Genomic DNA, 21,505 nt, shown 5'->3' on the forward strand with positions numbered 1-21,505 from the left:
GAAGCGGCCCGGCCGGGCCGCCGCCCGTTACTCGTCGTCTTTGTAGATGCCTTCCGCCTTGGCGCGTTTGGCAAATTCGGTTTCGTCGCCCACCTGCAGGCGCTTGGCCTGTTCGATCCAGCCGTCGCGGGTGATGCGGCCCTTGAACTTCAGCCGCGCATCGACCCAGGCGACTTCGGCCTCGGTCCACTCGGCGATCTGCTCAAAGTGGAAGAACCCAAGGCTGTTGAGCTTCTCTTCCAGCTTGGGGCCAACACCCTTCAGCAGCTTCAGGTCATCCGGAAGGCCGCCCAGGGCTTCTTTCAAGACCAGCGGCTTGGTTTCCTCTCCCGCAGCGTCTTCAGGCTTAGCCGCAGCACCTTCCGGCGAAGCGGGCTCAGCCGCGGCAGACTTCTTCGGCGCGGCCTTGGCGGCTTCCTCCGCCTGCTTCACAGCAGGTTTGGGCGCCTCGGGGGCTTTCGGCGGCTGGCCTTCGGCAGCGCGGCCGGCAACTACGCCGTCCTTGCCGACCCAGGGGGTCAGCAGCGGCACTTCATCGCCCTGGATACGCTTGACGCCATCCTTGATATCCATCGCCAGCTGCGCGCTTGCGTTGTACTGCGTCTTGCCGCTGTCGAACTCGGTCAGCGAGGTGAGACCCGATTTCGGCTCAGCCGCGTACCGGCCGTTCTGCGGGCCCGGCGCAACCACCTTGCCTGCGGCCAGATCGTCCAGAAGCCTGGTGAAGCTCTCGACGGTCAGGTCTTCGTAGTAGTCCTTGCCGATCTGCGCCATCGGGGCGTTGGTGCAGGCGCCAAGGCACTCGACCTCTTCCCAGGTGAACTTGCCGTCCGCCGACAGAGTGTGCGGCTTCTCGGCAATCTTTTCCTTGCAGACCGCAACTAGGTCCTCGGCGCCGCAGATCATGCAGGACGTGGTGCCACAGATCTGGATATTGGCAACGGAACCGGTCGGTTGCAGCTGGAACATGAAGTAGAAGGAGGCAACCTCCAGCACCCGGATATAAGCCATGCCGAGCATGTCGGCGACGGCCTCGATCGCGGGTTTGGTGACCCAGCCTTCCTGCTCCTGCGCACGCCACAAAAGCGGAATGACCGCAGAGGCCTGGCGGCCCTCAGGATATTTGGTGATCTGCGCCTCAGCCCAGGCCTGGTTGGCCGGGGTGAAGGCAAAGCTGTCGGGTTGTTCGGAATGCAGACGGCGAAGCATTAGATTTCTTCCAAGTTCTCTAGTGACTTGAGGCTTGGAGCGCCCCCTTTTGTCAGATTACGCATTCGTGCACCGCGAGCGATTTTTTGGAAACGATCCCATTCGTCGATGGAATCAAAAGCGATCTCCAGACGAAAGCCATCCTCACCAAACCGATGCAACTCGAACTCTTCACCGGTTTCTCGGTCTCGAAATCTCTTTGTCACCTGTCGATCTCCCCGAACACAACGTCCATAGTGCCGATGATGGCGGCGACGTCGGCCAGCTGGTGGCCCTTGGCAACGTGGTCCATCGCCTGCAGGTGCAGGAAGCCCGGCGCGCGGATCTTGGAGCGGTAGGGTTTGTTGGACCCGTCCGCCACCAGATAGACGCCGAACTCGCCCTTGGGCGCCTCGACGGCGGCGTAAACCTCGCCTGCTGGGACGTGGAAACCTTCAGTGTACAGCTTGAAATGGTGGATCAGGCTTTCCATCGAGGTCTTCATGTCGCCGCGCTTGGGCGGGGTCAGCTTGCCGCGGGCCAGCACGTCGCCGGTGGCTTCGCGCAGCTTGGCAATCGCCTGGCGGATGATCGAGGTCGACTGGCGCATCTCTTCCATCCGGCAGAGATAACGGTCGTAGCAGTCGCCGTTCTTGCCGACCGGCACCTGAAACTCGAACTCGTCATAGCATTCATAGGGCTGCGCGCGGCGCAGATCCCAGGCGAGGCCGGAGCCGCGCACCATGACGCCGGAGAACCCGTATTCCTGGATGTCCTTCTCGGTCACCACACCAATGTCGCAGTTGCGCTGCTTGAAGATGCGGTTTTCGGTCAGCAGGCCGTCGATATCGTCCAGCACCTTGGGGAATTCCATCGCCCAAAGGTCGATATCGTCCAGCAGCTCGTCCGGCAGATCCTGATGCACACCGCCGGGGCGGAAATAGGCCGCGTGCAGGCGCGCGCCGCAGGCCCGCTCGTAAAAGATCATCAGCTTTTCACGCTCTTCAAAGCCCCACAGCGGCGGGGTCAGCGCGCCGACGTCCATCGCCTGCGTGGTGACGTTGAGGAGGTGGTTCAGCACCCGGCCGATTTCCGAATACAGCACCCGGATCAGCTGGCCGCGGCGCGGCACCTCGGTGCCGGTCAGCTTTTCGATGGCCAGACACCAGGCATGTTCCTGGTTCATCGGCGCCACGTAATCGAGGCGGTCGAAATACGGCAGGTTCTGCAGGTAGGTGCGGCTTTCCATCAGCTTCTCGGTGCCCCGGTGGAGCAGGCCGATGTGGGGGTCGCAGCGTTCAACGATCTCGCCGTCGAGTTCAAGCACCAGACGCAGAACCCCGTGCGCCGCAGGGTGCTGCGGGCCGAAGTTGATGTTGAAGTTGCGGATCTTCTGCTCGCCGCTCAGCGCGTCGACGCTGCCGTCGTCAAATTTGGAGCCGTCCATCATTGCGCCCCCTCCTTCTCGTCACCGGGCAGGATGTATTCGGCACCTTCCCACGGGGACATGAAATCAAACTGGCGGTATTCCTGCACCAGCTTCACCGGCTCGTAGACCACGCGCTTCTGCGCCTCGTCGTAACGGACCTCGGTGTAACCGGTGGTCGGGAAATCCTTGCGCAGCGGGTAGCCGCGGAAGCCATAGTCGGTCAGCAGGCGGCGCAGGTCCGGATGGCCGGAGAACAGGATGCCGAACATGTCGTAGACTTCCCGCTCGAACCAGTTGGCCGAGGGGTGCACATCCACGATCGAGGGCACCATCTCATCCTCGCGCACCGCGGCGCGCAGGCGGATGCGCTGGTTCCGGTACATCGACAGGAAGTGGTAGACCACGTCGAACCGCTTGGCGCGGTCGGGGTAGTCCACCGCGGTAATGTCCACCAGGGTCGAAAACTTGCAGTTGGCGTCCAGCTTCAGGAACTCCACCAGACCGGCGATGTTCGAGGGTGTAACGTCGATGTTCAGCTCATCAAAGGACACATCCCAGGCCACCACGCAGTCGGGGCGTTTGGCTTCGATCTGGGCGCCGAGTTCTTTCAGTGCTTCTGTCATTGCACTGCCCTCCTAGCCGATTGTCTCACTGCATCCCCATTGGCCGTATCGGGAAACTCCCAACAGCAATCACTTCCACTGAACTCAGGCGCAACCGTGTTCAAGACTGTTTCCAGGCCAGAAATCACATAGGCATCAGCCAGCATTTCAACGCAAGTACGAAGCTCAAAGCGGCCTTCGTCCTCATATCTGCAAAGTACAAACATGCACTCTTTCAGGCCGAGTTCCGATTTAACTGACGGCAGCAGCTTGCGCATTGCTGAACGAAAACTTTCAGCTTGAGATTTGCTTGCAAACTCGACGATGAAGCTAATTTCCTGCTTTCGGCCAAGATCCACTCCATCGCGCTTCAAACGCTCAAGGATCGCGGAGTTCTCGAAAACAAGCCCTTGGGATGGAGGCGGCAACTGAACGTCACTCATCGCACTAGCGTCCCCGTGCGGCGGATCTTGCGCTGCAGCTGCATCAGGCCATACAGCAGCGCCTCAGCCGTCGGCGGGCAGCCGGGCACATAGACGTCGACCGGCACAACCCGGTCGCAGCCGCGCACCACGGAGTAGCTGTAGTGGTAGTAGCCGCCGCCGTTGGCGCAGGAGCCCATTGAGATCACGTAACGCGGCTCGGGCATCTGGTCGTAGACCTTGCGCAGGGCTGGCGCCATCTTGTTGGTCAGGGTGCCCGCGACGATCATCACGTCCGACTGGCGCGGCGAGGCGCGCGGCGCGATGCCGAAGCGTTCAGCGTCATAGCGCGGCATCGAGGTGTGCATCATCTCCACCGCGCAGCAGGCGAGACCAAAGGTCATCCAGTGCAGCGAGCCGGTGCGCGCCCAGTTGATGATGTCCTCAGCCGAGGTGAGCAGGAACCCCTTGTCCTGAAGCTCGGCATTGATGGCCCGGGTGACAACTTCTTTGTCCACGCCCGCCGTGTTGGGTCCGGTCATCACTGCCATTCCAGGGCCCCTTTCTTCCATTCATAGGCAAAGCCGATGGTCAGCACGCCCAAGAACACCATCATCGACCAGAAGCCGAGGTCGCTGATGTCCTTGAAACCGACAGCCCAAGGGAACAGGAAAGCGATTTCCAGGTCGAAAATGATGAAGAGAATCGAAACCAGGTAGAACCGGACATCGAATTTCATGCGGGCATCGTCAAAGGCGTTGAAACCGCATTCATAGGCGCTGACCTTTTCCGGGTCCGGGTTGCGGACCGCGAGCACAACGGCTGCCAGGATCAGGACTGTCCCCAGACCTGCCGCAACACCCAGGAAGACCAGGATCGGCAGGTATTCCCTCAACATCTCTTCCAAGAGCAGCTCCTTTCCCCGGGCGGTTTTCCGCGCGGCGTCAATTGGCGTGTTGATTTGGACTGTGCATACCCCCGCGCCCGGGGAGCGTCAACTAAAGCGAGGTTAATCCACAGGGGTTTGGATAGAAAAAGCACTGTTGCAACACAGGGATAATTCCCAAGCGTTTTCATAAGAAAAGCGGCCGCAGAGGGAACTGCAGCCGCCATGAAAACGTGAGTCAGATATGCCGCTTTTCAGCTTTGCCATGCCGGGTTGCGTTTTTCAAAGAACGCCGCGATCCCCTCGCCTGCCTCCGGCCCTTCCCAGCGCTCCACAAGCGCCTTGATTGTATGGTCGATCACGCTGTCATCCAGCTGCGGCCCCAGATCGCGGGCCAGCTTCTTGGCCGCTGCCACCGCCCCGGGAGCACAGTTCAGGTAGGGCGCGACCTCTGCCTCGACCGCCTCACCCAGCTGCTCAGCGGGCACCGCCTTGGCCAGCAAACCCAGCTCCACGGCCTCTGCCGCACCGAACAGGCGCGCCGACATGAACACCCGGCGCGCCTTGGCTTCGCCCATGCGGGCGATCACATACGGGCCGATGGTGGCGGGAATCAGCCCCAGCTTGGTCTCGGTCAGCCCCATCTTCAGATGATCCGCACCAATGGCGACGTCGCAAACCGACGCCATTCCGACACCGCCACCGAAGGCGTTGCCCTGCACCGCGCCGATCAGCGGCTTCGGCAGGGTGTTGAGCGCCATCAGCATCTCCGCCAGCACCCGCGCCTCACGCGCGCGGGTTTCGGCATCGGCATCCATCTGCGCCCGCATCCAGGCAAGGTCGCCGCCTGCGCAAAAGCTTTTGCCGGCCCCGGTCAGCACCACCACCCGGACCGTGTCATCCTCGGCCAGCCGCTTTGCCGCCAGGGTAAGTTCCTGCAGCATCTGGCCGGACATGGCGTTGTGCTTCTCGGCCCGGTTCAGGGTCAGGGTGCAGACGCCGCGGGCGTCGGTGTCCAGGGTGATTGTCTCGAACATCTTGTGTCTCCGCTGAATTCTTACTGCAGGCCGCGCATGGCCCGGGCGAGTGCTGCGGCCTCTTCCAGCACATCTGCGTTCAGCCCAGTGTTATAGCCCAATTCCGTTAGGCGCTTGTGCACCGCTTCCGTTGCCACATTGCCCGCCGCGCCCGGCGCATAGGGGCAGCCGCCGAGGCCGCCGACGGCCGCATCGAACACCCGCACCCCCTGCGCCAGCGACGCCTCGATATTGTCGAGCGCCCGGCCCGCGGTGTCGTGGTAGTGGCCTGCCAGCTGTGCCGCGGGCACCCGCGCAGTGACTGCCTTGAGCATTGCAGTGATCGCCTCCGGTGTTCCCTGCCCGATGGTGTCGCCCAGCGAGATCTCGTAACAGCCAAGCGAGAACAGCCGTTCGGCCACCTCTGCCACCTTCTGGGGCGGGGTGGCCCCATCATAGGGGCAGTCGGTCACGCAGGAGACATAGCCCCGGACCGGCAGGCCGATCTCCTTGGCGGCCTCAAGAATGGGCAGGAAACGGGTGATGCTTTCCTCGATGGTGGCATTGATGTTGGCCTTGGAGAACCCTTCGGAAGCCGATGCAAAGACCGCAATCTCATCGGCCTTGGCAGCCACCGCATCCTCGTAGCCGCGCATGTTGGGAGTGAGCGCCGCATAACGCACACCGGGGGCGCGGGTGATGCCCGCCAGCACCTCTGCGCTGCCCGCCATCTGCGGCACCCATTTGGGCGAAACGAAACTGGCGACTTCGATGCGCTTGAACCCGGCCCGGCTCAGGCAATCGGTCAGCGCCACCTTTTCCGCAACCGGAATCTCGCGCTTTTCATTCTGCAGCCCGTCGCGCGGGCCAACCTCGAAGATTTCGGCAAATTCGCCCATGGAATGCCCTCCGGCTTCATCTTTCCAAAAATTCTCAAACCGCAGCGGGGGCGGCAGGTGCGCCGCCCCGGAACCGGATCAGACGTCGTCGTCTTCCAGCCGCACCAGCGCCGCGCCGGCCTCAACCTGATCGCCGGCAGCGGCCAGAACCTCGGCCACCACGCCGTCGCGGGCCGCCAGCAGCGAATGCTCCATCTTCATCGCTTCCAGGATGGCAAGCCGGTCTCCCTCTTTCACCGCCTGGCCGGCTTCGGCAAAGACCGCCTTGACCAGGCCCGGCATCGGCGCCTCGATCACGTTGCTGTCGCCGCCCGCCGCTGCATCGCGGTCCAGCGGGTCAATCGCGGTGAACTCCAGCCCATAGGCATCATGCACGGTGATCAGCGTTCCCGACTGCGAAACCGCGGGCATCCGGCGCTCATCAATGCGCCATTGGCCCTGGCTGCGTTCGGCCACGACAGTTTCGCCATCAATGGTCCAAAGCTGCCGGTCCGGCCCGTCCACCTGCACGTCCGCGGTGAACTCCTCGCCCGCATGGGAAAGGGTGACAGCCCGGTGCAGGGGCGCCCAGAGGGTGAAGCCGGTGTCCACTGCGGCCTCCACCAGATCCAGCGCCACCATGCCGGCCGCCGCCTTGTGGCGCAGCTCCACCACCGGCGCCGCGGTCAGCGCGTTCAGATCGCGGGCAATCAGGCCGGTGTCCACTTCGCCGTTGGCAAAGCCCTCATGCGCAGCCAGTGCGCCAAGGAAGGCCAGGTTGGTGACGGTTCCGCCGACTTCGGTTTCCTCCAGCGCGCGGGCCAGCCGCGACAGAGCCACCTTGCGGGTGGAGCCGTGCACGATCACCTTGGAGATCATCGGGTCGTACCAGGGGCTGATGGTGTCCCCTGCCCGCACACCGCTGTCGGCGCGGGCCTCTGCCGGGAAGGACAGATGGGTCAGCGTACCAGTTGCGGGCAGGAAGCCCTTGGGCACGTCCTCGGCATAAAGCCGCGCCTCAAATGCGTGGCCGGTGATGGTGAGGTCTTCCTGCTTGGCAGGCAGGCTCTCGCCCGAGGCCACCCGCAGTTGCCATTCCACCAGGTCAATGCCGGTGATCAGCTCGGTAACCGGATGCTCCACCTGCAGGCGGGTGTTCATTTCCATGAACCAGAACCCGTCCGTGCGCAGCCCGTCAGAGCCGTCGACGATGAACTCTACCGTGCCTGCACCCTTGTAGCCGATGGCTTCGGCCGCACGCACGCCGGCCTGGCCCATCGCCTCGCGCATCTCGGCGGTCATGCCCGGCGCGGGGGCTTCCTCGATCACCTTCTGATGGCGGCGCTGCAGGGAGCAGTCGCGTTCGAACAGATGCACCGCGTGGGTCCCGTCGCCAAAAACCTGCACCTCGATATGGCGCGGCTGCTGGATGTACTTCTCAATCAAGACATCCGGGTTGCCGAAGGCTGTGGTAGCCTCGCCTTGCGCGCTTTTCAGGGCATCGGCAAATTCGGCAGGCTTTTCAACCAGCCGCATCCCCTTGCCGCCGCCGCCGGCAACCGCCTTGATCAGCACCGGATAGCCGATCTTCTCCGCCTCGCCGGCCAGGAACTCCGGGTCCTGATTGGTGCCGTGATAGCCCGGCACCACCGGCACGCCGGCCTCCTCCATCAGCGCCTTGGCAGCGTCCTTAAGGCCCATCTTGCGGATCGCATCCGCCGAGGGACCAATAAAGGTCAGGCCCGCAGCCTCCACCGCCTCGACGAATTTCGGGTTTTCCGACAGGAAGCCGTACCCCGGATGGATCGCCTGGGCACCGGTTTCCTGTGCGACACGGATGATCTCGTCGCCCTTCAGATAGCTGTCCGCCGGGGCTGGGCCGCCGATGTGCACGGCCTCATCCGCCAGTGCCACATGTTTGGAGGCCGCATCGGCATCGGAATAAACGGCCACGGTCCGCACCCCCATGGCGCGGGCGGTTTCCATCACGCGGCAGGCAATCTCTCCGCGGTTGGCAATCAGGATTTTGTCAAACATGGGAGATCCTCACATCCGGAAGACGCCGAAGCGCGTATCTTCGATCGGGGCGTTCAGCGCGGCGCTCAGCGACAGGGCCAGCACGTCGCGGGATTTGCGCGGGTCGATGATGCCGTCATCCCAGAGACGCGCGGAGGCATAAAGCGGGTGGCTCTGCTCCTCGAACATCTCGATGGTGGGGCGCTTGAACTCAGCTTCTTCCTCGGTGCTCCAGCTGCCGCCCTGGCGTTCGATGGCGTCGCGTTTCACTGTCGCCAGCACGCCCGCGGCCTGCTCGCCGCCCATCACCGAGATCCGGGAGTTCGGCCAGGTCCACAGGAAGCGCGGGGAATAGGCGCGGCCGGACATGCCATAGTTGCCGGCCCCAAAGGAGCCGCCGACCAGCATCGTCACCTTCGGCACATTGGTGGTCGCCACCGCCGTCACCATCTTGGCGCCGTGACGCGCGATGCCCTCGTTTTCGTACTTCCGGCCGACCATGAAGCCAGTGATGTTCTGCAGGAACACCAGCGGGATCTTGCGCTGGCTGCACAGTTCCACGAAATGCGCGCCTTTCTGGGCGGCTTCGGAGAACAGCACCCCGTTGTTGGCGATGATGCCGATGGGGCAGCCCTTGAGGTGGGCAAAGCCGGTCACCAGGGTTTCGCCAAAGCGCGGCTTGAACTCGTCGAAGCGGGAACCGTCGACCAGCCGTGCGATCACCTCGCGGATGTCATAAGGCGTGCGCAGGTCGCCCGGCACCACGCCGAGGATTTCCTCAGGATCGTAGGCGGGCTCCTCGGGACTTGCCCAGTTCACAGTCAGCGGCTTGGTGATGTTCAGCGACTGCACCGCGCGCCGCGCCAGCGCCAGCGCATGAGCGTCATCCTCGGCCAGATAATCCGCCACGCCTGAGAGGCGCGTGTGCACATCGCCGCCGCCCAGGTCCTCGGCGCTGACGACCTCGCCCGTGGCAGCCTTCACCAGCGGCGGGCCGGCCAGGAAGATGGTGCCCTGCTCCTTCACGATGATGGTGACATCCGACATCGCCGGCACATAGGCGCCGCCCGCGGTGCAGGAGCCCATGACCACCGCGATCTGCGGGATGCCCTTGGCCGACATCCGGGCCTGGTTGTAAAAGATGCGCCCGAAGTGGTCGCGGTCGGGGAAGACCTCGTCCTGGTTGGGCAGGTTGGCGCCGCCGCTGTCGACCAGATAGATGCAGGGCAGATGGTTTTCCTCGGCGATCTCCTGCGCGCGCAGGTGCTTCTTGACCGTCATCGGGTAATAGGTGCCACCCTTCACGGTGGCGTCGTTGCAGACCACCATCACCTCCTGCCCGTGCACCCGGCCGATGCCCGCGATCACGCCCGCTGCGGGCGCGGCGCCGTCATACATGGCATGCGCCGCGGTGGCGCCGATCTCCAGGAACGGAGAGCCAGGATCCAGCAGGTTCGCCACCCGGCGGCGCGGCAGCATCTTGCCGCGGCTTTCGTGGCGGGCGCGGGATTTCTCGCCGCCGCCCATGCGCGCGGCCTCAGCCGCCTCGCTGATCTGCGCAAGCGCGTCCAGATGCGCCTCGCGGTTCTGCTTGAAGCCGTCCGAGGAGGGCATCGCCTTGGATGTGAGTTTCATGTCCACTCTCCCATTGTAGGGGTTAGGCTGTGTCCCGTTATACGGGAAATGTCTTTCATTCCGGTTGGGGCAGCGTACGCCGGGTATGCAACACCTGGGGTCATTGGCTTGCCTCCCCGTTAATATCCTCACTGCGCATCAGAACTCTTAGTTTGAGCCATTCCGAAAGTGTCTCCGAATAGCGGCACACTAATTCGGAAGGCAAATTGGGGTCCGAAATCTTGGTACAATCGGGAGCGTCACCCAAAGCAGGCATGGGCAGGGACAGACCTGCAGGCCCGTTGCCATCAAGAACACTTTTGTCGAAGCCGGGCATCTGGCTAACGATGCGCTCTCCATCCGCCTCCAACCACGCCGCGGCGCTGTCAACACAGTACTGTAAATCTTTGTTTTCTTGGCTCATGTTACACATGCGGACGGCCTGCGAGACGCATTGAGTGTCCATGGGAACCGCAAAGCCGACATCGGGGACAAAGCTGGTGCAAGCGCTCAGAAAACCGGCTGTATCAAAAACGGGGGTCTCCTCACCTGCCGCAGTAAGAGGAAAGGACGCGCCCAAAGCGCAAGCACAGGCTGCAACAACGGAAAGGGCCGGCTGTTTCATCAGTTCACCTCCCCCGCCGCCCGCGCCTTCAGTTCCCTGCGGATCACCTTGCCGGTCACGGTCATCGGAAGGGCATCGAGGAATTCCACTTCACGCGGATAGGAGTAATGTGCGAGGCGGTCCTTCACGTAATCCTGCAGTTCTTTCTCGGAGGCCGCGGCTCCCGTTTTCAGCACCACATAGGCCTTGACGATCTCGGTGCGCAGCTTATCCGGCTTGCCCACCACCCCCACTGTCGCCACCGCGGGGTGGGTCAGCAGGCAATCCTCGATCTCTGCCGGGCCGATACGGTAGCCGCCGGAGGTGATCACGTCATCCTCGCGGCCGACAAAGCGCAGGTACTCGCCCTCCCAGATGCCGCGGTCGCCGGTCACCAGCCACTCGCCCCGGAACTTGGCCGCCGTCTCCTCGGGCCGGTTCCAGTATTCCAGCAGCATCGAGGCGGAGCCGCGGCGGATGGCGACGTCTCCCTCACCTTTCGTGAGGTTGCCCGCTTCGTCGATCACCGCCAGCTCATGCCCCGGCACCGCCTTGCCGATGCAGCCCGGGCGCGGCTCGAAATCTGCGGCACAGGAGGAGGCCACCATGTTGCATTCGGTCTGGCCGTAAAACTCGTTAATGGTCACGCCCAGCTGCCGCCGGCCCCAGGCGAGCATCTCCGCGCCCAGGGGCTCTCCGCCGCTGGCAACGGAACGCAGGCCGTCGAGCCCCTGCCCCGCCGCCTTGAGCATCCGCAGCGCGGTGGGCGGGAAGAAGATGTTGCGGACACCGGCCTTGGCGATCAGATCCGCGCAGGCTTCGGGTGTGAACTTTTCCAGCCGCGCGGCCACCACTGGTACACCCAGTGCCAGACCCGGCATCAGCACGTCGAACAGACCGCCGATCCAGGCCCAGTCCGCAGGGGTCCAGAGCACATCGCCGGGCTGGCCTAGGTGGTCGTGGCTGATGGAGACACCCGGCAGATGGCCGGTCAGCACCCGGTGTCCGTGCAGCGCGCCTTTGGGGCTGCCGGTGGTGCCGGAGGTGTAGATCAGAACAGCAGGGGTTTCCGGGGTGGTGTCGGCGAAAGGCACCGGGCCGCCGTCAATCCCGGCTGTGTCGGCCATCACGGCCTCGGCCAGATCCCCCAGCAGCTCCGCGCCCTCGGCATCGGTGAAAACAAACCGCACGCCCGCGTCGCCGGCGCGCGAGGCCAGCGCATCGTGTTTGAACAGCTTGAACAGTGGCACCGAAATGCCGCCAGCCTTCCACACCGCCAGATGCGCAGCGGCGCACCAGGGCGATTGGCTGAGAAGCACGCCCACGCGGTCGCCCGGCTGGATGCGGGTGAGCAGATAGCGCGCCAGCCCGTCTGTCATTGCCGCCAGTTCGCCATAAGTAATGTCCCGGCGCGCGGGGCCGGTCATGTCAATCAGTGCCAGCGCATCGGCTGGCTGCGCCAGGCATTGCGCCGCCATGTTGAGATGCTCTGGCATGTCCCAGCTGCCGTCTGCGCGAAACCCCGGAATGTTACGTTCAACATGCATATTTAGACATTCCTGAAACGCATAGCGGCCATGCGGCATTTTGCTGTGTTTTCAACAGGTAGCACCGGACAGTTTTGACTCAGATCAGAGTTTTCGGCCGCCTGCGGGTGCATCACTGCCGGGTAAACACAAGAAAAGGGACGCACCCCATGAAACGCATGGTTTCCGCGCTTGCGCTGACCTCCGCCCTGGCCGCAATGGCCGCCCCCGCCCTGGCCCAAGAGCGTGGCGATTGGACCGTTGGCGTTGGTATCGCCAACGTGAATCCGAAGTCCGGCAACGGCACCCTGGCGGGCGCGCTTGCTGACATCGATGACGGCACCGCGCTGTCGCTGACCGTTGAGTACTTCTTCCGCGACAACTGGGGCGTCGAGCTGCTGGCAGCCTCGCCGTTTGAGCATGACATCAACCTGAACGGCGCCTACGCGGCCTCGGCCAAGCAGCTGCCGCCGACACTGTCGGTCAACTACCACTTCCCCACCCAAGGTGTGATCAAGCCGTTTCTCGGCCTTGGCCTGAACTACACCACTTTCTTCGAGGAAGAGACCGCGCTTGGCACGCTCAAGCTGGACGACAGTTTTGGCGTCGCGGTGAACGCCGGTGCCGACTACCAGATCTCCGACAATGGCGCGCTGCGGTTCAACGTCCGCTGGATGGACATCGACACCGACGCAACCCTGAACGGCGCCGGCATCGGCACCGCAGAGATTGACCCGGTTGTCGTGAACTTCGCTTACGTGCACCGCTTCTGATCCTTAGAGGGTCCGGTTACGGCCTGGCGGCTGGCCTCGTGCCGCCGGGCCTGTTTCAACCCCGCGCGCCCCTTGGGATGCGCGGGTTTTTTGTTTTTACATGGTGCCCATCAGCTCGCGGCCGATCAGCATCCGGCGGATTTCGCTGGTGCCCGCACCGATCTCCATCAGCTTGGCATCGCGGAAGATGCGGCCCACCGGGTTGTCGGACAGGTAGCCCGCGCCGCCAAAGGCCTGCACCGCCTGATGGGCCTGAGTCATCGCGACCTCAGACGCGTACAGGCAGCAGGCTGCGGCGTCCTGACGGGTCACGGTGCCCTTGTCGCAGGATTTGGCAACCTCATAGACATAAGCCCGGGCGGTGTTCATCGCCGTGTACATGTCAGCGATCTTGGCCTGCATCAGCTGGAAGTTCCCGATCGGCTGACCGAACTGCTTGCGCTCTTTCATGTAGGGCATCATCTCGTCCATGCAGGCGGCCATGATGCCGGTACCGATGCCAGCCAGCACAACGCGTTCGTAATCCAAGCCGGACATCAGCACGCGCACACCTTTGCCCTCTTCACCCAGGATGTTCTCGAACGGAACCTCCACGTCCTCGAACACCAGCTCAGCCGTGTTGGAGCCGCGCATACCCAGCTTGTCGAAGTGCTTGGAGGTGGAGAAGCCCTTGAATTCCTTTTCGATCAGGAAGGCTGTGATGCCCTTGGAGCCCGCTTCCGGATCGGTCTTGGCGTAGACCACCAGGGTATCGGCGTCGGGGCCGTTGGTGATCCAGTACTTGTTGCCGTTCAGGCGGAAGTGATCGTTGCGCTTTTCCGCGCGCAGGCTCATCGACACCACGTCGGAGCCCGCGCCCGCCTCGGACATTGCCAGCGCGCCGACGTGTTCGCCGGACAGCAGCCGCGGCAGGTATTTCGCTTTCTGCTCGGCGTTGCCGTTCAGCTTAATCTGGTTGACGCAGAGGTTGGAATGCGCGCCGTAGGACAGCGACACGGACGCGCTGGCACGGGCGATCTCCTCAATCGCGACGGTATGGGCCAGGTAGGACATGCCGGCGCCGCCGAACTCTTCCGGAACAGTGATGCCCAGGAGACCCAGCTCACCCATCTCTTTCCACAGCTCCGCCGGGAATTCGTTCTTATGGTCGATCTCCTGCGCCATCGGCTTGACGCGCTCCTGCGCCCAGCGGTGAACCACATCGCGCAGCGCGTTCACGTCCTCACCAAGATCGAAAGTCATGCTTGCGTTGAACATCCCGCAGATCCTCCAGGCCAGAGCCGATTATATGAACAGTTGTTCAATTCAATAAAGGAGCCTTCGATTCGGGTCAATGGCGGTCCCGCTGCCCCGGACGCAGCGTCGAAAGCGGAAGACCGGCCGGACCGAGGAGGCACCGTTTTCCGGCACGGAAAACAGAACGGAAAACACGTGTCTTCCGGGCCGGAATTCTCGTAGAATTCCGGTTGGCATTTCAGTGAGTGGGGATCTTTTTCCGCGTGCGGGCGTTAACAGACAGACGCGGAAATCCTGCCCCGCCAGAAATCCAGAGGAGTTTCAAATGACACGAGCAACCCCCGTCCTGGCCGCAGCATTCTGCCTAACAGGCCTGCCAGCTGCCGCCGAGGAGGTCGGGCAGATCGGTGTCGACTGGGTCGGAAACGACATCATTATTGAAGCCATCGCCGACCCCAAGGTCAAAGGCGTGACCTGTCATATCGCCTATTTCGAGCGCGGGCTGATCGACCGGCTGTCCAAGGGCAACTGGTTCGAGGATCCCTCAAATGCTTCCATCGCCTGCCGCCAGACCGGTCCCATTACTGTGGGCGAAATCGACCGCGGCCGCGATGGCGAGGACGTGTTCCGCGCGTCGCGCTCCATCATCCTGAAGTCACTGCGGGTCAAGCGGATCTTCGACGAGGCCAACCAGACCCTGATCTATGCCGCCCACGCGGCAGAGCTGACCGACGGGTCCGCCAAGGTTTCGATCTCGACGGTGCCGCTCTTTCAGGCGGATTGATAAACGGCGGAGACCTCAGCCCGGATGATGCGGGCGATCTGCGCGCAATCCTCCAGGCTGAAGGTCAGCGGCACCCGCATGTCGATGATGCCTGCCAGGATGCGGTCGCTTTGCGGCAGCCGCGGCGTGTCCGCGTAGCGCCAGCTGTCGTAACGGGAAGTGAAGGCGACGGGCTCCGGCGTGCCGAACCACTTCAGCTCCACCCCGCGGGCGGCGCAGCGGCGGACAGCCTCCTGCACCGCCTCCTCGGACCAGTCCAGAAGCAGAAACTGGATTGAGGAGCCGACGTAAACCTCCTGCGCGGGACGCTCCACCACCGTCAGGCCGGGCGTGCCGCGCAGGCCCTCCTCCACCGCACGGTATCGGTCGTTCCAGCGCTGCACCTGCGTATCCAGATCACGCAGCTGCGGCCGCAGGATGGCAGCACGCAGATTGTCCATCCGGCCCGAGATGTTGGGGGTCTCGTACTTCACCCGCTCGAACACCTCAGGTCCCGGCGCAGCCAAGTGGCGGCCATAGAGCATGTAGGAGCCAGACATCATGATGGCGCGGGCGGCGATTTCTTCGTCATCGGTGATGAGCAGCCCGCCCTCGCCCGAGTTCACATGCTTGTAGGTCTGGCAGGAGTAGCAGCCGACCGCACCATGGCGGCCCGACAGCACCCCGTTCCAGGAAGCACCCATGGTATGGGCGCAGTCCTCGATCACGGTGATACCGGCGGCATCGCAGATCTCCATCAGCCGGTCCATGTCGCACAGATGCCCGCGCATATGCGACAGCATCAGCACCTTGGCTTGATCCGCCTTGGCCGCCAGATCATCCAGATCAATGGTCAGGTCTTCGGTGACTTCGACAAACACCGGCTCCGCCCCGACAGAGGCAATGGATCCCGGCACCGGCGCCAGGGTGAAGGCGTTGGTCAGCACCTTGTCGCCAGGCTTCACCCCGACAGCGCGCAGCGAGGTTGCCAGCGCATAGCCGCCAGAGGCTACAGCCAGACAGTATTTCGCACCCATCTGCGCCGCGAATTCCTGCTCCAGCAGCGCGGTTTCGCCCGCCTCGCCCTCTGCGACGTTATAGCGGTGCAGCCGCCCGCTGCGGAGCACCGCCAGCGCGGCCTCGATGGCGACTTCGGGGATGGGTTCCTGCTGGGTGAATGACCCGGTAAACTTTTCGCTCATGCGGCGTTTGTGAGCCGCGGGCGGCCAGCGGTCAAGGGGGAAGCCGGACAGATGAATATCCCGAAACTAAGTTGCGGGATCACGCAATCAGCCGGTCTGCGACCTCCAGAAGGTCCTCGAACCGGTCGAGCAGCGCCTCCGGCTTCAGCGCGGCCATATCATCGCCCGAGGGACCGAAGGTGACCAGCACCGACGGCACACCGGCATTTGCCGAGGTGGTGCGGTCGGTATCGCTGTCTCCCACCAGCAGGGTACGGGCCGGGTCGCCGCCAGCGCGCCGGGCAGCCTCAAACAGCGGCGCGGGATCGGGTTTGCGCACCGGCAGCGTATCGGCGCCAACCAGCGAGGCAAAGGCATCCCTGACACCCAGGCTGCGCATCAGCTGGTCCGCCAGCCCTTCCGGCTTGTTGGTGCAGATGCCGACGCCGTAGCCTGCAGTTTTCAGCACCTCCACGGCCTCCATTGCCCCTGGATAGAGCACGGTGTGGTGGTCGATGGCGTCGCGGTAGGCCTCCAGCAGCACCGGATAGAACTCATCAACTGTGGCCTGATCGAACTTGCCTGTCCGCTTCAGGCCGGTTGCCAGCATGTTGCGGCCGCCGCGCAGGGCAACAGCAGCATCCTCCGGCCGGTCCAGAACATCGCCCAGCCCCATCTGCCGGAAACAGGCGTTGGCTGCGGCCAGCAGATCGCCGGAAGTATCCGCCAGCGTGCCGTCCAGATCGAAGATAACCGTTCGCATGTCCTGCCCTTTCGGCATTTTTCCGCCGCCGCATGTTGCAGCCCGCAATCTTGTTTGATGGCGCTATCCCTTGCGCCCCGCCTGTTAGCGGATAAAACGGGAGCGCTAAAAAGACAAAGAGAAAAGCGATTATGAGCATTGCCCTTGTCATCCTGGCGGCCGGTAAAGGCACGCGGATGAACTCCGACCTTCCCAAAGTGCTGCACCCGATTGCCCAGGCGCCGATGCTGGAGCACGCGATGGCCGCGGGCCGCACACTGGCACCGGAGCGCACCATCATCGTGGCGGGCCACGGGGCGGATGAGGTGCGTGCGGCAGTTGCCGAAATCGACGAAGAGGCCGAAGTTGTCCTGCAGGAAGAACAGCTTGGCACCGCCCATGCGGTCGATCAGGCCCGCACTGCGCTGAACGGGTTCGCGGGCGATGTGGTTGTGCTTTATGGCGACACGCCCTTTGTCAGCGCCGAAACACTGGAGCGCATGGTGGAGGCCCGCCAGCGTGCCGACCTGGTGGTGCTGGGGTTCGAGGCCGCCGACCCGGGCCGCTATGGCCGCCTGGTGATGGACGGCGACTGCCTGGAGAAGATTGTCGAGTTCAAGGACGCCACTGAGGCAGAGCGCGCGATTTCCTTCTGCAACTCCGGCCTGATGGCGGGCAAGGCCAGCGCGATGTTCGATCTGATTGCCAAGGTCGGCAATGAAAACGCATCGGGCGAATACTACCTGACCGATCTGGTGGAACTGGCCCGGCGCGAGGGTCTGAACGTCACCGCCGTGTCCTGCGATGAGGCGGAAACGCTCGGCGTCAACTCGCGCGCCGAGCTGGCGCAGGCGGATGCGCTGTTTCAGGCGCAGGCGCGGGAAGACCTGATGGAGCTGGGTGTCACCCTGATGGCGCCGGAAACCGTCTATCTGGCCTTTGACACTTTCATCGGCCGCGACACCGTGATCGAACCTAACGTGGTGTTCGGCCCCGGCGTCACCGTGGAAAGCGGCGCGCTTATCCGGGCGTTTTCGCATCTGGAGGGCTGCCACGTCAGCCGCGGCGCCAAGGTCGGGCCGTATGCACGCCTGCGCCCCGGTGCGGAGCTGGCGGAAAACACCCACATCGGAAACTTCGTCGAGATCAAGAACGCCGAGATTGCCGAGGGCGCCAAGGTCAATCACCTCAGCTACATCGGCGATGCCTCTGTCGGCGAGGCCACGAATATTGGCGCAGGCACGATTACCTGCAACTATGACGGGGTGATGAAGCACCGCACCGAGATCGGCGCCCGCGCCTTCATCGGGTCGAACACCATGCTGGTGGCTCCGGTCCGGGTCGGCAACGAGGCGATGACCGCAACCGGCGCAGTGGTGACCAAGAATGTGGAAGACGGCGACCTGGCCATTGCCCGCGCCGAACAGAGCAACAAACCGGGCCGTGCGCGCAAGCTGATGGATATGCTGCGCGCCAAGAAGGCCCGCCTGCAGAAGGGAGCCAAGTGATGTGCGGAATTGTCGGCGTACTGGGCAATCACGAGGCCGCCCCGATCCTGGTCGAGGCGCTGAAACGGCTGGAGTACCGCGGTTATGACAGCGCTGGGATCGCCACGGTGAACAACGGCGCCCTGCGCCGCCGCCGTGCAGTGGGCAAACTGGTGAACCTTTCCGACCTTCTGGTGCACGAACCGCTGGCCGGCAAGGCTGGCATTGGCCACACCCGCTGGGCCACCCATGGCGCGCCGTCTGTCAGCAACGCCCACCCCCACCGCGCCGGTTCCGTCGCAGTGGTGCACAACGGCATTATCGAGAACTACAAGGAACTCCGCGCAGAGCTTCTGAACTGCGGCATGGAGTTCCGCACCGAGACCGATACCGAAACCGTCGCCCTGATGACGGAGCGCTACTTGAAAGAGGGGTACACCCCCGTCGATGCCGCCTTCAAAACGCTGGACCAGTTGGAGGGCGCCTTTGCCCTGGCCTTCCTGTTTGATGGCGAAGAGGACCTGATCGTCGCGGCCCGCAAGGGCTCGCCGCTGGCAATCGGCCATGGCGACGGCGAGATGTTCGTGGGCTCCGACGCCATCGCATTGGCGCCGCTGACCGACCGGATCACCTATCTGGAAGAAGGCGACCGGGCTGTTGTCACCCGTTCGGGTGCGGAATTGCGCAATGCCCACGGCGAACTGGTGAACCGCGAAACCAAGACCATCCAGATCGACTCCTCGCAGGTCGACAAGGGCGGCCACAAGCATTTCATGGCCAAGGAAATCGCCGAGCAGCCGCATGTGATTGCTGAGGCGATCCGTCATTACCTGCCGGTCGAGGAAAACGCCGTGCGCCTGCCCGGCGAAGGCGTGGATTTCTCGCAAGTCGAGCGGCTGACCATGGTTGCCTGCGGCACCGCATTCTATGCCTGCCTCACCGCCAAATACTGGTTCGAGCAAATCGCCCGCCTGCCGGTCGAGGTCGATATCGCCTCCGAGTTCCGCTACCGCGAACCGCCGATCCCCGGCAAAACGCTGGCGCTGTTCGTGTCGCAATCGGGTGAGACTGCCGACACTCTGGCCGCGCTGCGCTACTGCCAGGAGAAGGCGGACAAGATCCTGTCGGTGGTGAACGTCCCCGAAAGCTCCATCGCGCGTGAAAGCGATCTGGCGCTGCCGATCTTTGCCGGGCCGGAAATCGGCGTCGCCTCCACCAAGGCGTTCACCTGCCAGCTGACGGTGCTGCTGGCGCTGGCGCTCAAGGCCGCTTGCGACCGCGGGCATCTGACTGCCGATGAAATGGCGGAGTACGCCACCGCAATCCGCGGGTTGCCCAATGTGCTGTCCTCAGCGCTGGAGCAGAACGAGGCGATCCGCCTAGCGGCGCAGAAGGTCAGCGAAGCCCGTGACGTCTTGTTCCTGGGCCGCGGCCTGATGTTCCCGCTGGCGCTGGAAGGCGCCTTGAAGCTGAAGGAAATCAGCTACATCCACGCCGAAGCTTATGCCTCCGGCGAGCTGAAGCACGGCCCCATCGCGCTTATCGACAAGAACATGCCGGTGGTGGTGCTGACGCCCAAGGACTCGCTGTTCGACAAGTCCGTGTCCAACATGCAGGAAGTCCTGGCCCGCAAGGGCAAGGTGCTGATGATCTCCGATCAGGGCGGCATTGACGAAGCCGGCGACGACGTCTGGTGCGCGATCCGGATGCCAAAGGTCAAAGAGGCGCTGTCACCGATCCTCTATGCCATTCCGGCGCAGCTCTTGGCCTATCACACCGCAGTTGCCAAAGGCACCGACGTGGACCAGCCGCGCAACCTCGCGAAATCAGTAACGGTGGAGTGAGCCATGGCCAAGCAGTTCCCGCATATCGAAGACGCCCACCGCAAGTTCATTGAAGAGCAGCACATGTTCTTCACCGGCTCCGCCGGGGTGGAGGGGCGCGTGAACATCTCCCCCAAAGGGATGGACTCGCTGCGGGTACTGGGGCCGGACCGGATTGTCTGGATGAACCTGACCGGCAGCGGCAATGAAACCGCGGGCCACCTCCTGGAGGTGAACCGGATGACCCTGATGTGGTGCTCCTTCACCACCCGCCCGCTGATCCTGCGCGCCTATGGCACTGCCAAGGTTCTGCATGCCGGGGACAACGGCTGGGAAGACCTTGCCGCCCTGTTTCCTGCCCACCGCAGCGCCCGGCAGATCTTTGATGTTTCGGTCGATATGGTTCAGACCTCCTGCGGCTATGCGGTGCCTTTCATGGAATACCAGTCCGAACGCGACACCATGCAGAAGTGGGTCGACGGAAAATCGGACGCGGATATCCGTGCCTATTGGGAAGAGAAAAACCAGACCACCATCGACGGCAAGCCGACCGGTGTGCCGGTCGCGGTCAAGGAAACACATGATTGATCCCTATCTTGATGCGCTCAAAGCCCAGGCCGAACCCGGCCGGGCAGAGCAGATGGCGGCCTATCACAAGCAGGCGCGCGAAGTTCTGGGGGTGCCGAACCCGGCCACCAACGACCTGACCAAATCCTGGCGTCAGTCCCTAAGCGTGGCGGAGCGCGTCGATCTGGCCCGCGCCCTGTGGCACACCGACATCTTCGAGGCCCGCATCGCCGCGGGCAAGCTGCTCACACAAGCGCGGATCAAGGAGGATCAGGCGGTCTGGGAGCTGCTGCAGTCCTGGGTGCCGCAGTTTGACAGCTGGGCGATTGCCGACCATGCCTGCTCTGCCATTTCTAAACGGCTGCTGGCGGATCCGGCGCGTCTGGACGCGGTAGAAAGCTGGTGCCAATCGGACCACATGTGGACCCGCCGCGCGGCGCTGGTCGCAACCCTGCCCTGGGCCAAGATGAACAATCTGAAGCCCGCTGATCAACAAGCCCGCGAACGCATCCTGGGCTGGGCCGCAACTTATGTGCCCGACCGCGACTGGTTCATGCAGAAAGCAGTGGCTTGGTGGCTGCGCGACCTCAGTAAGCACGACGCAGACCGCACCCGCGCCTTCCTGGCGGAACATGGGCAAGACATGAAGGGGTTTGCCCGCAAGGAAGCGGCGAAATACCTGAAAGATATCTAGGCCAGCAAAAGGTCCCGCCCGGCACCCGCCCCGCCGAAGCAAGCGGGCGCTTTCCCTA

Annotated in this window: 22 protein-coding genes; 6 read left to right on the forward strand and 16 right to left on the reverse strand. The window is 63.4% G+C overall.

All coding sequences use genetic code 11. From position 1 onward, the window contains the following. Window positions 1–27: 27 nt before the first annotated feature. The 13 genes from RA24_RS05445 to RA24_RS05505 all read right to left on the reverse strand — a co-directional run bounded on the left by RA24_RS05445 (window position 28) and on the right by RA24_RS05505 (window position 12,202). On the reverse strand, window positions 28–1,209 hold the full coding sequence (locus RA24_RS05445) for an NADH-quinone oxidoreductase subunit E (protein WP_039190335.1): 1,182 nt from the start codon (window positions 1,207–1,209) through the stop codon (window positions 28–30). Beyond that, window positions 1,209–1,415, reverse strand: coding sequence for a hypothetical protein (locus RA24_RS05450; RefSeq protein WP_039190337.1), 207 nt, complete (start codon window positions 1,413–1,415; stop codon window positions 1,209–1,211). Before RA24_RS05450 ends, RA24_RS05445 begins: the two co-directional genes overlap by 1 nt. Beyond that, complete coding sequence (locus RA24_RS05455; protein WP_193386823.1) at window positions 1,412–2,635, reverse strand: NADH-quinone oxidoreductase subunit D; 1,224 nt, start codon at window positions 2,633–2,635, stop codon at window positions 1,412–1,414. Before RA24_RS05455 ends, RA24_RS05450 begins: the two co-directional genes overlap by 4 nt. Next, complete coding sequence (locus tag RA24_RS05460) at window positions 2,635–3,240, reverse strand: NADH-quinone oxidoreductase subunit C (RefSeq protein ID WP_039190339.1); 606 nt, start codon at window positions 3,238–3,240, stop codon at window positions 2,635–2,637. The genes RA24_RS05455 and RA24_RS05460 overlap by 1 nt, the downstream gene beginning before the upstream one ends. Next, the gene (locus tag RA24_RS05465) at window positions 3,237–3,662 is read right to left on the reverse strand and encodes a ribonuclease E inhibitor RraB (protein WP_039190340.1); all 426 of its coding nucleotides are present in this window, start codon (window positions 3,660–3,662) and stop codon (window positions 3,237–3,239) included. Before RA24_RS05465 ends, RA24_RS05460 begins: the two co-directional genes overlap by 4 nt. Next, window positions 3,659–4,192: a NuoB/complex I 20 kDa subunit family protein gene (locus RA24_RS05470; protein ID WP_019295997.1), complete on the reverse strand. Its 534-nt coding sequence runs from the start codon at window positions 4,190–4,192 to the stop codon at window positions 3,659–3,661. Before RA24_RS05470 ends, RA24_RS05465 begins: the two co-directional genes overlap by 4 nt. Then, window positions 4,183–4,548, reverse strand: coding sequence for an NADH-quinone oxidoreductase subunit A (locus tag RA24_RS05475; protein ID WP_039190343.1), 366 nt, complete (start codon window positions 4,546–4,548; stop codon window positions 4,183–4,185). Before RA24_RS05475 ends, RA24_RS05470 begins: the two co-directional genes overlap by 10 nt. A gap of 233 nt (window positions 4,549–4,781) precedes the next feature. Next, entirely contained in the window at window positions 4,782–5,564 is a 783-nt protein-coding gene (locus tag RA24_RS05480; protein WP_039190344.1) for a crotonase/enoyl-CoA hydratase family protein, read from the reverse strand. Window positions 5,565–5,584: 20 nt separating this feature from the next. Beyond that, entirely contained in the window at window positions 5,585–6,442 is an 858-nt protein-coding gene (locus RA24_RS05485; protein ID WP_039190346.1) for a hydroxymethylglutaryl-CoA lyase, read from the reverse strand. A 78-nt stretch (window positions 6,443–6,520) separates the two neighbouring features. Then, entirely contained in the window at window positions 6,521–8,458 is a 1,938-nt protein-coding gene (locus RA24_RS05490; protein ID WP_039190348.1) for an acetyl-CoA carboxylase biotin carboxylase subunit, read from the reverse strand. A gap of 9 nt (window positions 8,459–8,467) precedes the next feature. Further along, complete coding sequence (locus RA24_RS05495) at window positions 8,468–10,072, reverse strand: carboxyl transferase domain-containing protein (RefSeq protein ID WP_039190350.1); 1,605 nt, start codon at window positions 10,070–10,072, stop codon at window positions 8,468–8,470. Window positions 10,073–10,172: 100 nt separating this feature from the next. Beyond that, window positions 10,173–10,676: a hypothetical protein gene (locus tag RA24_RS05500; RefSeq protein ID WP_039190351.1), complete on the reverse strand. Its 504-nt coding sequence runs from the start codon at window positions 10,674–10,676 to the stop codon at window positions 10,173–10,175. Then, on the reverse strand, window positions 10,676–12,202 hold the full coding sequence (locus RA24_RS05505) for an AMP-binding protein (protein ID WP_039190394.1): 1,527 nt from the start codon (window positions 12,200–12,202) through the stop codon (window positions 10,676–10,678). Before RA24_RS05505 ends, RA24_RS05500 begins: the two co-directional genes overlap by 1 nt. A 149-nt stretch (window positions 12,203–12,351) precedes the next feature. Between RA24_RS05505 and RA24_RS05510 the strand changes: the two genes are divergently transcribed. Then, entirely contained in the window at window positions 12,352–12,954 is a 603-nt protein-coding gene (locus RA24_RS05510) for an OmpW/AlkL family protein (protein WP_039190353.1), read from the forward strand. 96 nt (window positions 12,955–13,050) lie between these two features. Here the strand turns inward: RA24_RS05510 and RA24_RS05515 are convergent, their stop codons facing one another. Then, window positions 13,051–14,211 (reverse strand): isovaleryl-CoA dehydrogenase, encoded by a 1,161-nt coding sequence (locus RA24_RS05515; protein ID WP_039190355.1) that lies wholly within the window; start codon window positions 14,209–14,211, stop codon window positions 13,051–13,053. Between the two features lie 304 nt (window positions 14,212–14,515). Here RA24_RS05515 and RA24_RS05520 point away from each other — a divergent pair, with 304 nt between their 5' ends. Beyond that, window positions 14,516–14,974: a CreA family protein gene (locus RA24_RS05520; protein ID WP_052269537.1), complete on the forward strand. Its 459-nt coding sequence runs from the start codon at window positions 14,516–14,518 to the stop codon at window positions 14,972–14,974. On the opposite strand, the gene RA24_RS05525 is transcribed toward RA24_RS05520, so the two are convergent. Further along, window positions 14,962–16,155, reverse strand: a complete 1,194-nt coding sequence (locus RA24_RS05525) for a DegT/DnrJ/EryC1/StrS family aminotransferase (RefSeq protein ID WP_039190357.1) — start codon at window positions 16,153–16,155, stop codon at window positions 14,962–14,964. The genes RA24_RS05520 and RA24_RS05525 overlap by 13 nt on opposite strands. A 79-nt stretch (window positions 16,156–16,234) precedes the next feature. Next, a complete protein-coding gene (locus RA24_RS05530) occupies window positions 16,235–16,897 on the reverse strand; it encodes an HAD-IA family hydrolase (protein WP_039190397.1) in 663 nt (220 codons plus the stop codon). A gap of 131 nt (window positions 16,898–17,028) precedes the next feature. On the opposite strand from RA24_RS05530, the gene glmU reads away from it, so the two are divergent. From glmU to RA24_RS05550, 4 genes are read left to right on the forward strand one after another with little or no spacing between them, the layout of a single operon-like run. Continuing rightward, complete coding sequence (gene glmU / locus RA24_RS05535) at window positions 17,029–18,384, forward strand: bifunctional UDP-N-acetylglucosamine diphosphorylase/glucosamine-1-phosphate N-acetyltransferase GlmU (protein WP_019296010.1); 1,356 nt, start codon at window positions 17,029–17,031, stop codon at window positions 18,382–18,384. Then, window positions 18,384–20,207, forward strand: coding sequence for a glutamine--fructose-6-phosphate transaminase (isomerizing) (gene glmS / locus RA24_RS05540; protein ID WP_039170560.1), 1,824 nt, complete (start codon window positions 18,384–18,386; stop codon window positions 20,205–20,207). The genes glmU and glmS overlap by 1 nt, the downstream gene beginning before the upstream one ends. A 3-nt stretch (window positions 20,208–20,210) precedes the next feature. Continuing rightward, entirely contained in the window at window positions 20,211–20,774 is a 564-nt protein-coding gene (locus RA24_RS05545) for a pyridoxamine 5'-phosphate oxidase family protein (protein ID WP_039190359.1), read from the forward strand. Continuing rightward, entirely contained in the window at window positions 20,767–21,447 is a 681-nt protein-coding gene (locus tag RA24_RS05550; protein WP_039190361.1) for a DNA alkylation repair protein, read from the forward strand. Before RA24_RS05545 ends, RA24_RS05550 begins: the two co-directional genes overlap by 8 nt. Window positions 21,448–21,505 lie beyond the last annotated feature (58 nt).

Source organism: Leisingera sp. ANG-M6, assembly GCF_000813905.1.
GTDB lineage: Bacteria > Pseudomonadota > Alphaproteobacteria > Rhodobacterales > Rhodobacteraceae > Leisingera.

Excerpts from the sequence above, each read along its gene's own strand:
- RA24_RS05515 (WP_039190355.1), bottom strand. The coding sequence starts at position 14,211 with ATGTTCAACGCAAGCATGACTTTCGATCTTGGTGAGGACGTGAACGCG.
- RA24_RS05470 (WP_019295997.1), bottom strand. The coding sequence starts at position 4,192 with ATGGCAGTGATGACCGGACCCAACACGGCGGGCGTGGACAAAGAAGTT.
- RA24_RS05510 (WP_039190353.1), top strand. The coding sequence starts at position 12,352 with ATGAAACGCATGGTTTCCGCGCTTGCGCTGACCTCCGCCCTGGCCGCA.
- RA24_RS05520 (WP_052269537.1), top strand. The coding sequence starts at position 14,516 with ATGACACGAGCAACCCCCGTCCTGGCCGCAGCATTCTGCCTAACAGGC.
- RA24_RS05530 (WP_039190397.1), bottom strand. The coding sequence starts at position 16,897 with ATGCGAACGGTTATCTTCGATCTGGACGGCACGCTGGCGGATACTTCC.
- glmS (WP_039170560.1), top strand. The coding sequence starts at position 18,384 with ATGTGCGGAATTGTCGGCGTACTGGGCAATCACGAGGCCGCCCCGATC.
- RA24_RS05495 (WP_039190350.1), bottom strand. The coding sequence starts at position 10,072 with ATGAAACTCACATCCAAGGCGATGCCCTCCTCGGACGGCTTCAAGCAG.
- RA24_RS05460 (WP_039190339.1), bottom strand. The coding sequence starts at position 3,240 with ATGACAGAAGCACTGAAAGAACTCGGCGCCCAGATCGAAGCCAAACGC.
- RA24_RS05545 (WP_039190359.1), top strand. The coding sequence starts at position 20,211 with ATGGCCAAGCAGTTCCCGCATATCGAAGACGCCCACCGCAAGTTCATT.
- RA24_RS05525 (WP_039190357.1), bottom strand. The coding sequence starts at position 16,155 with ATGAGCGAAAAGTTTACCGGGTCATTCACCCAGCAGGAACCCATCCCC.
- RA24_RS05505 (WP_039190394.1), bottom strand. The coding sequence starts at position 12,202 with ATGCATGTTGAACGTAACATTCCGGGGTTTCGCGCAGACGGCAGCTGG.
- RA24_RS05550 (WP_039190361.1), top strand. The coding sequence starts at position 20,767 with ATGATTGATCCCTATCTTGATGCGCTCAAAGCCCAGGCCGAACCCGGC.
- RA24_RS05465 (WP_039190340.1), bottom strand. The coding sequence starts at position 3,662 with ATGAGTGACGTTCAGTTGCCGCCTCCATCCCAAGGGCTTGTTTTCGAG.
- RA24_RS05485 (WP_039190346.1), bottom strand. The coding sequence starts at position 6,442 with ATGGGCGAATTTGCCGAAATCTTCGAGGTTGGCCCGCGCGACGGGCTG.
- RA24_RS05490 (WP_039190348.1), bottom strand. The coding sequence starts at position 8,458 with ATGTTTGACAAAATCCTGATTGCCAACCGCGGAGAGATTGCCTGCCGC.
- RA24_RS05445 (WP_039190335.1), bottom strand. The coding sequence starts at position 1,209 with ATGCTTCGCCGTCTGCATTCCGAACAACCCGACAGCTTTGCCTTCACC.
- RA24_RS05480 (WP_039190344.1), bottom strand. The coding sequence starts at position 5,564 with ATGTTCGAGACAATCACCCTGGACACCGACGCCCGCGGCGTCTGCACC.
- glmU (WP_019296010.1), top strand. The coding sequence starts at position 17,029 with ATGAGCATTGCCCTTGTCATCCTGGCGGCCGGTAAAGGCACGCGGATG.
- RA24_RS05500 (WP_039190351.1), bottom strand. The coding sequence starts at position 10,676 with ATGAAACAGCCGGCCCTTTCCGTTGTTGCAGCCTGTGCTTGCGCTTTG.
- RA24_RS05455 (WP_193386823.1), bottom strand. The coding sequence starts at position 2,635 with ATGGACGGCTCCAAATTTGACGACGGCAGCGTCGACGCGCTGAGCGGC.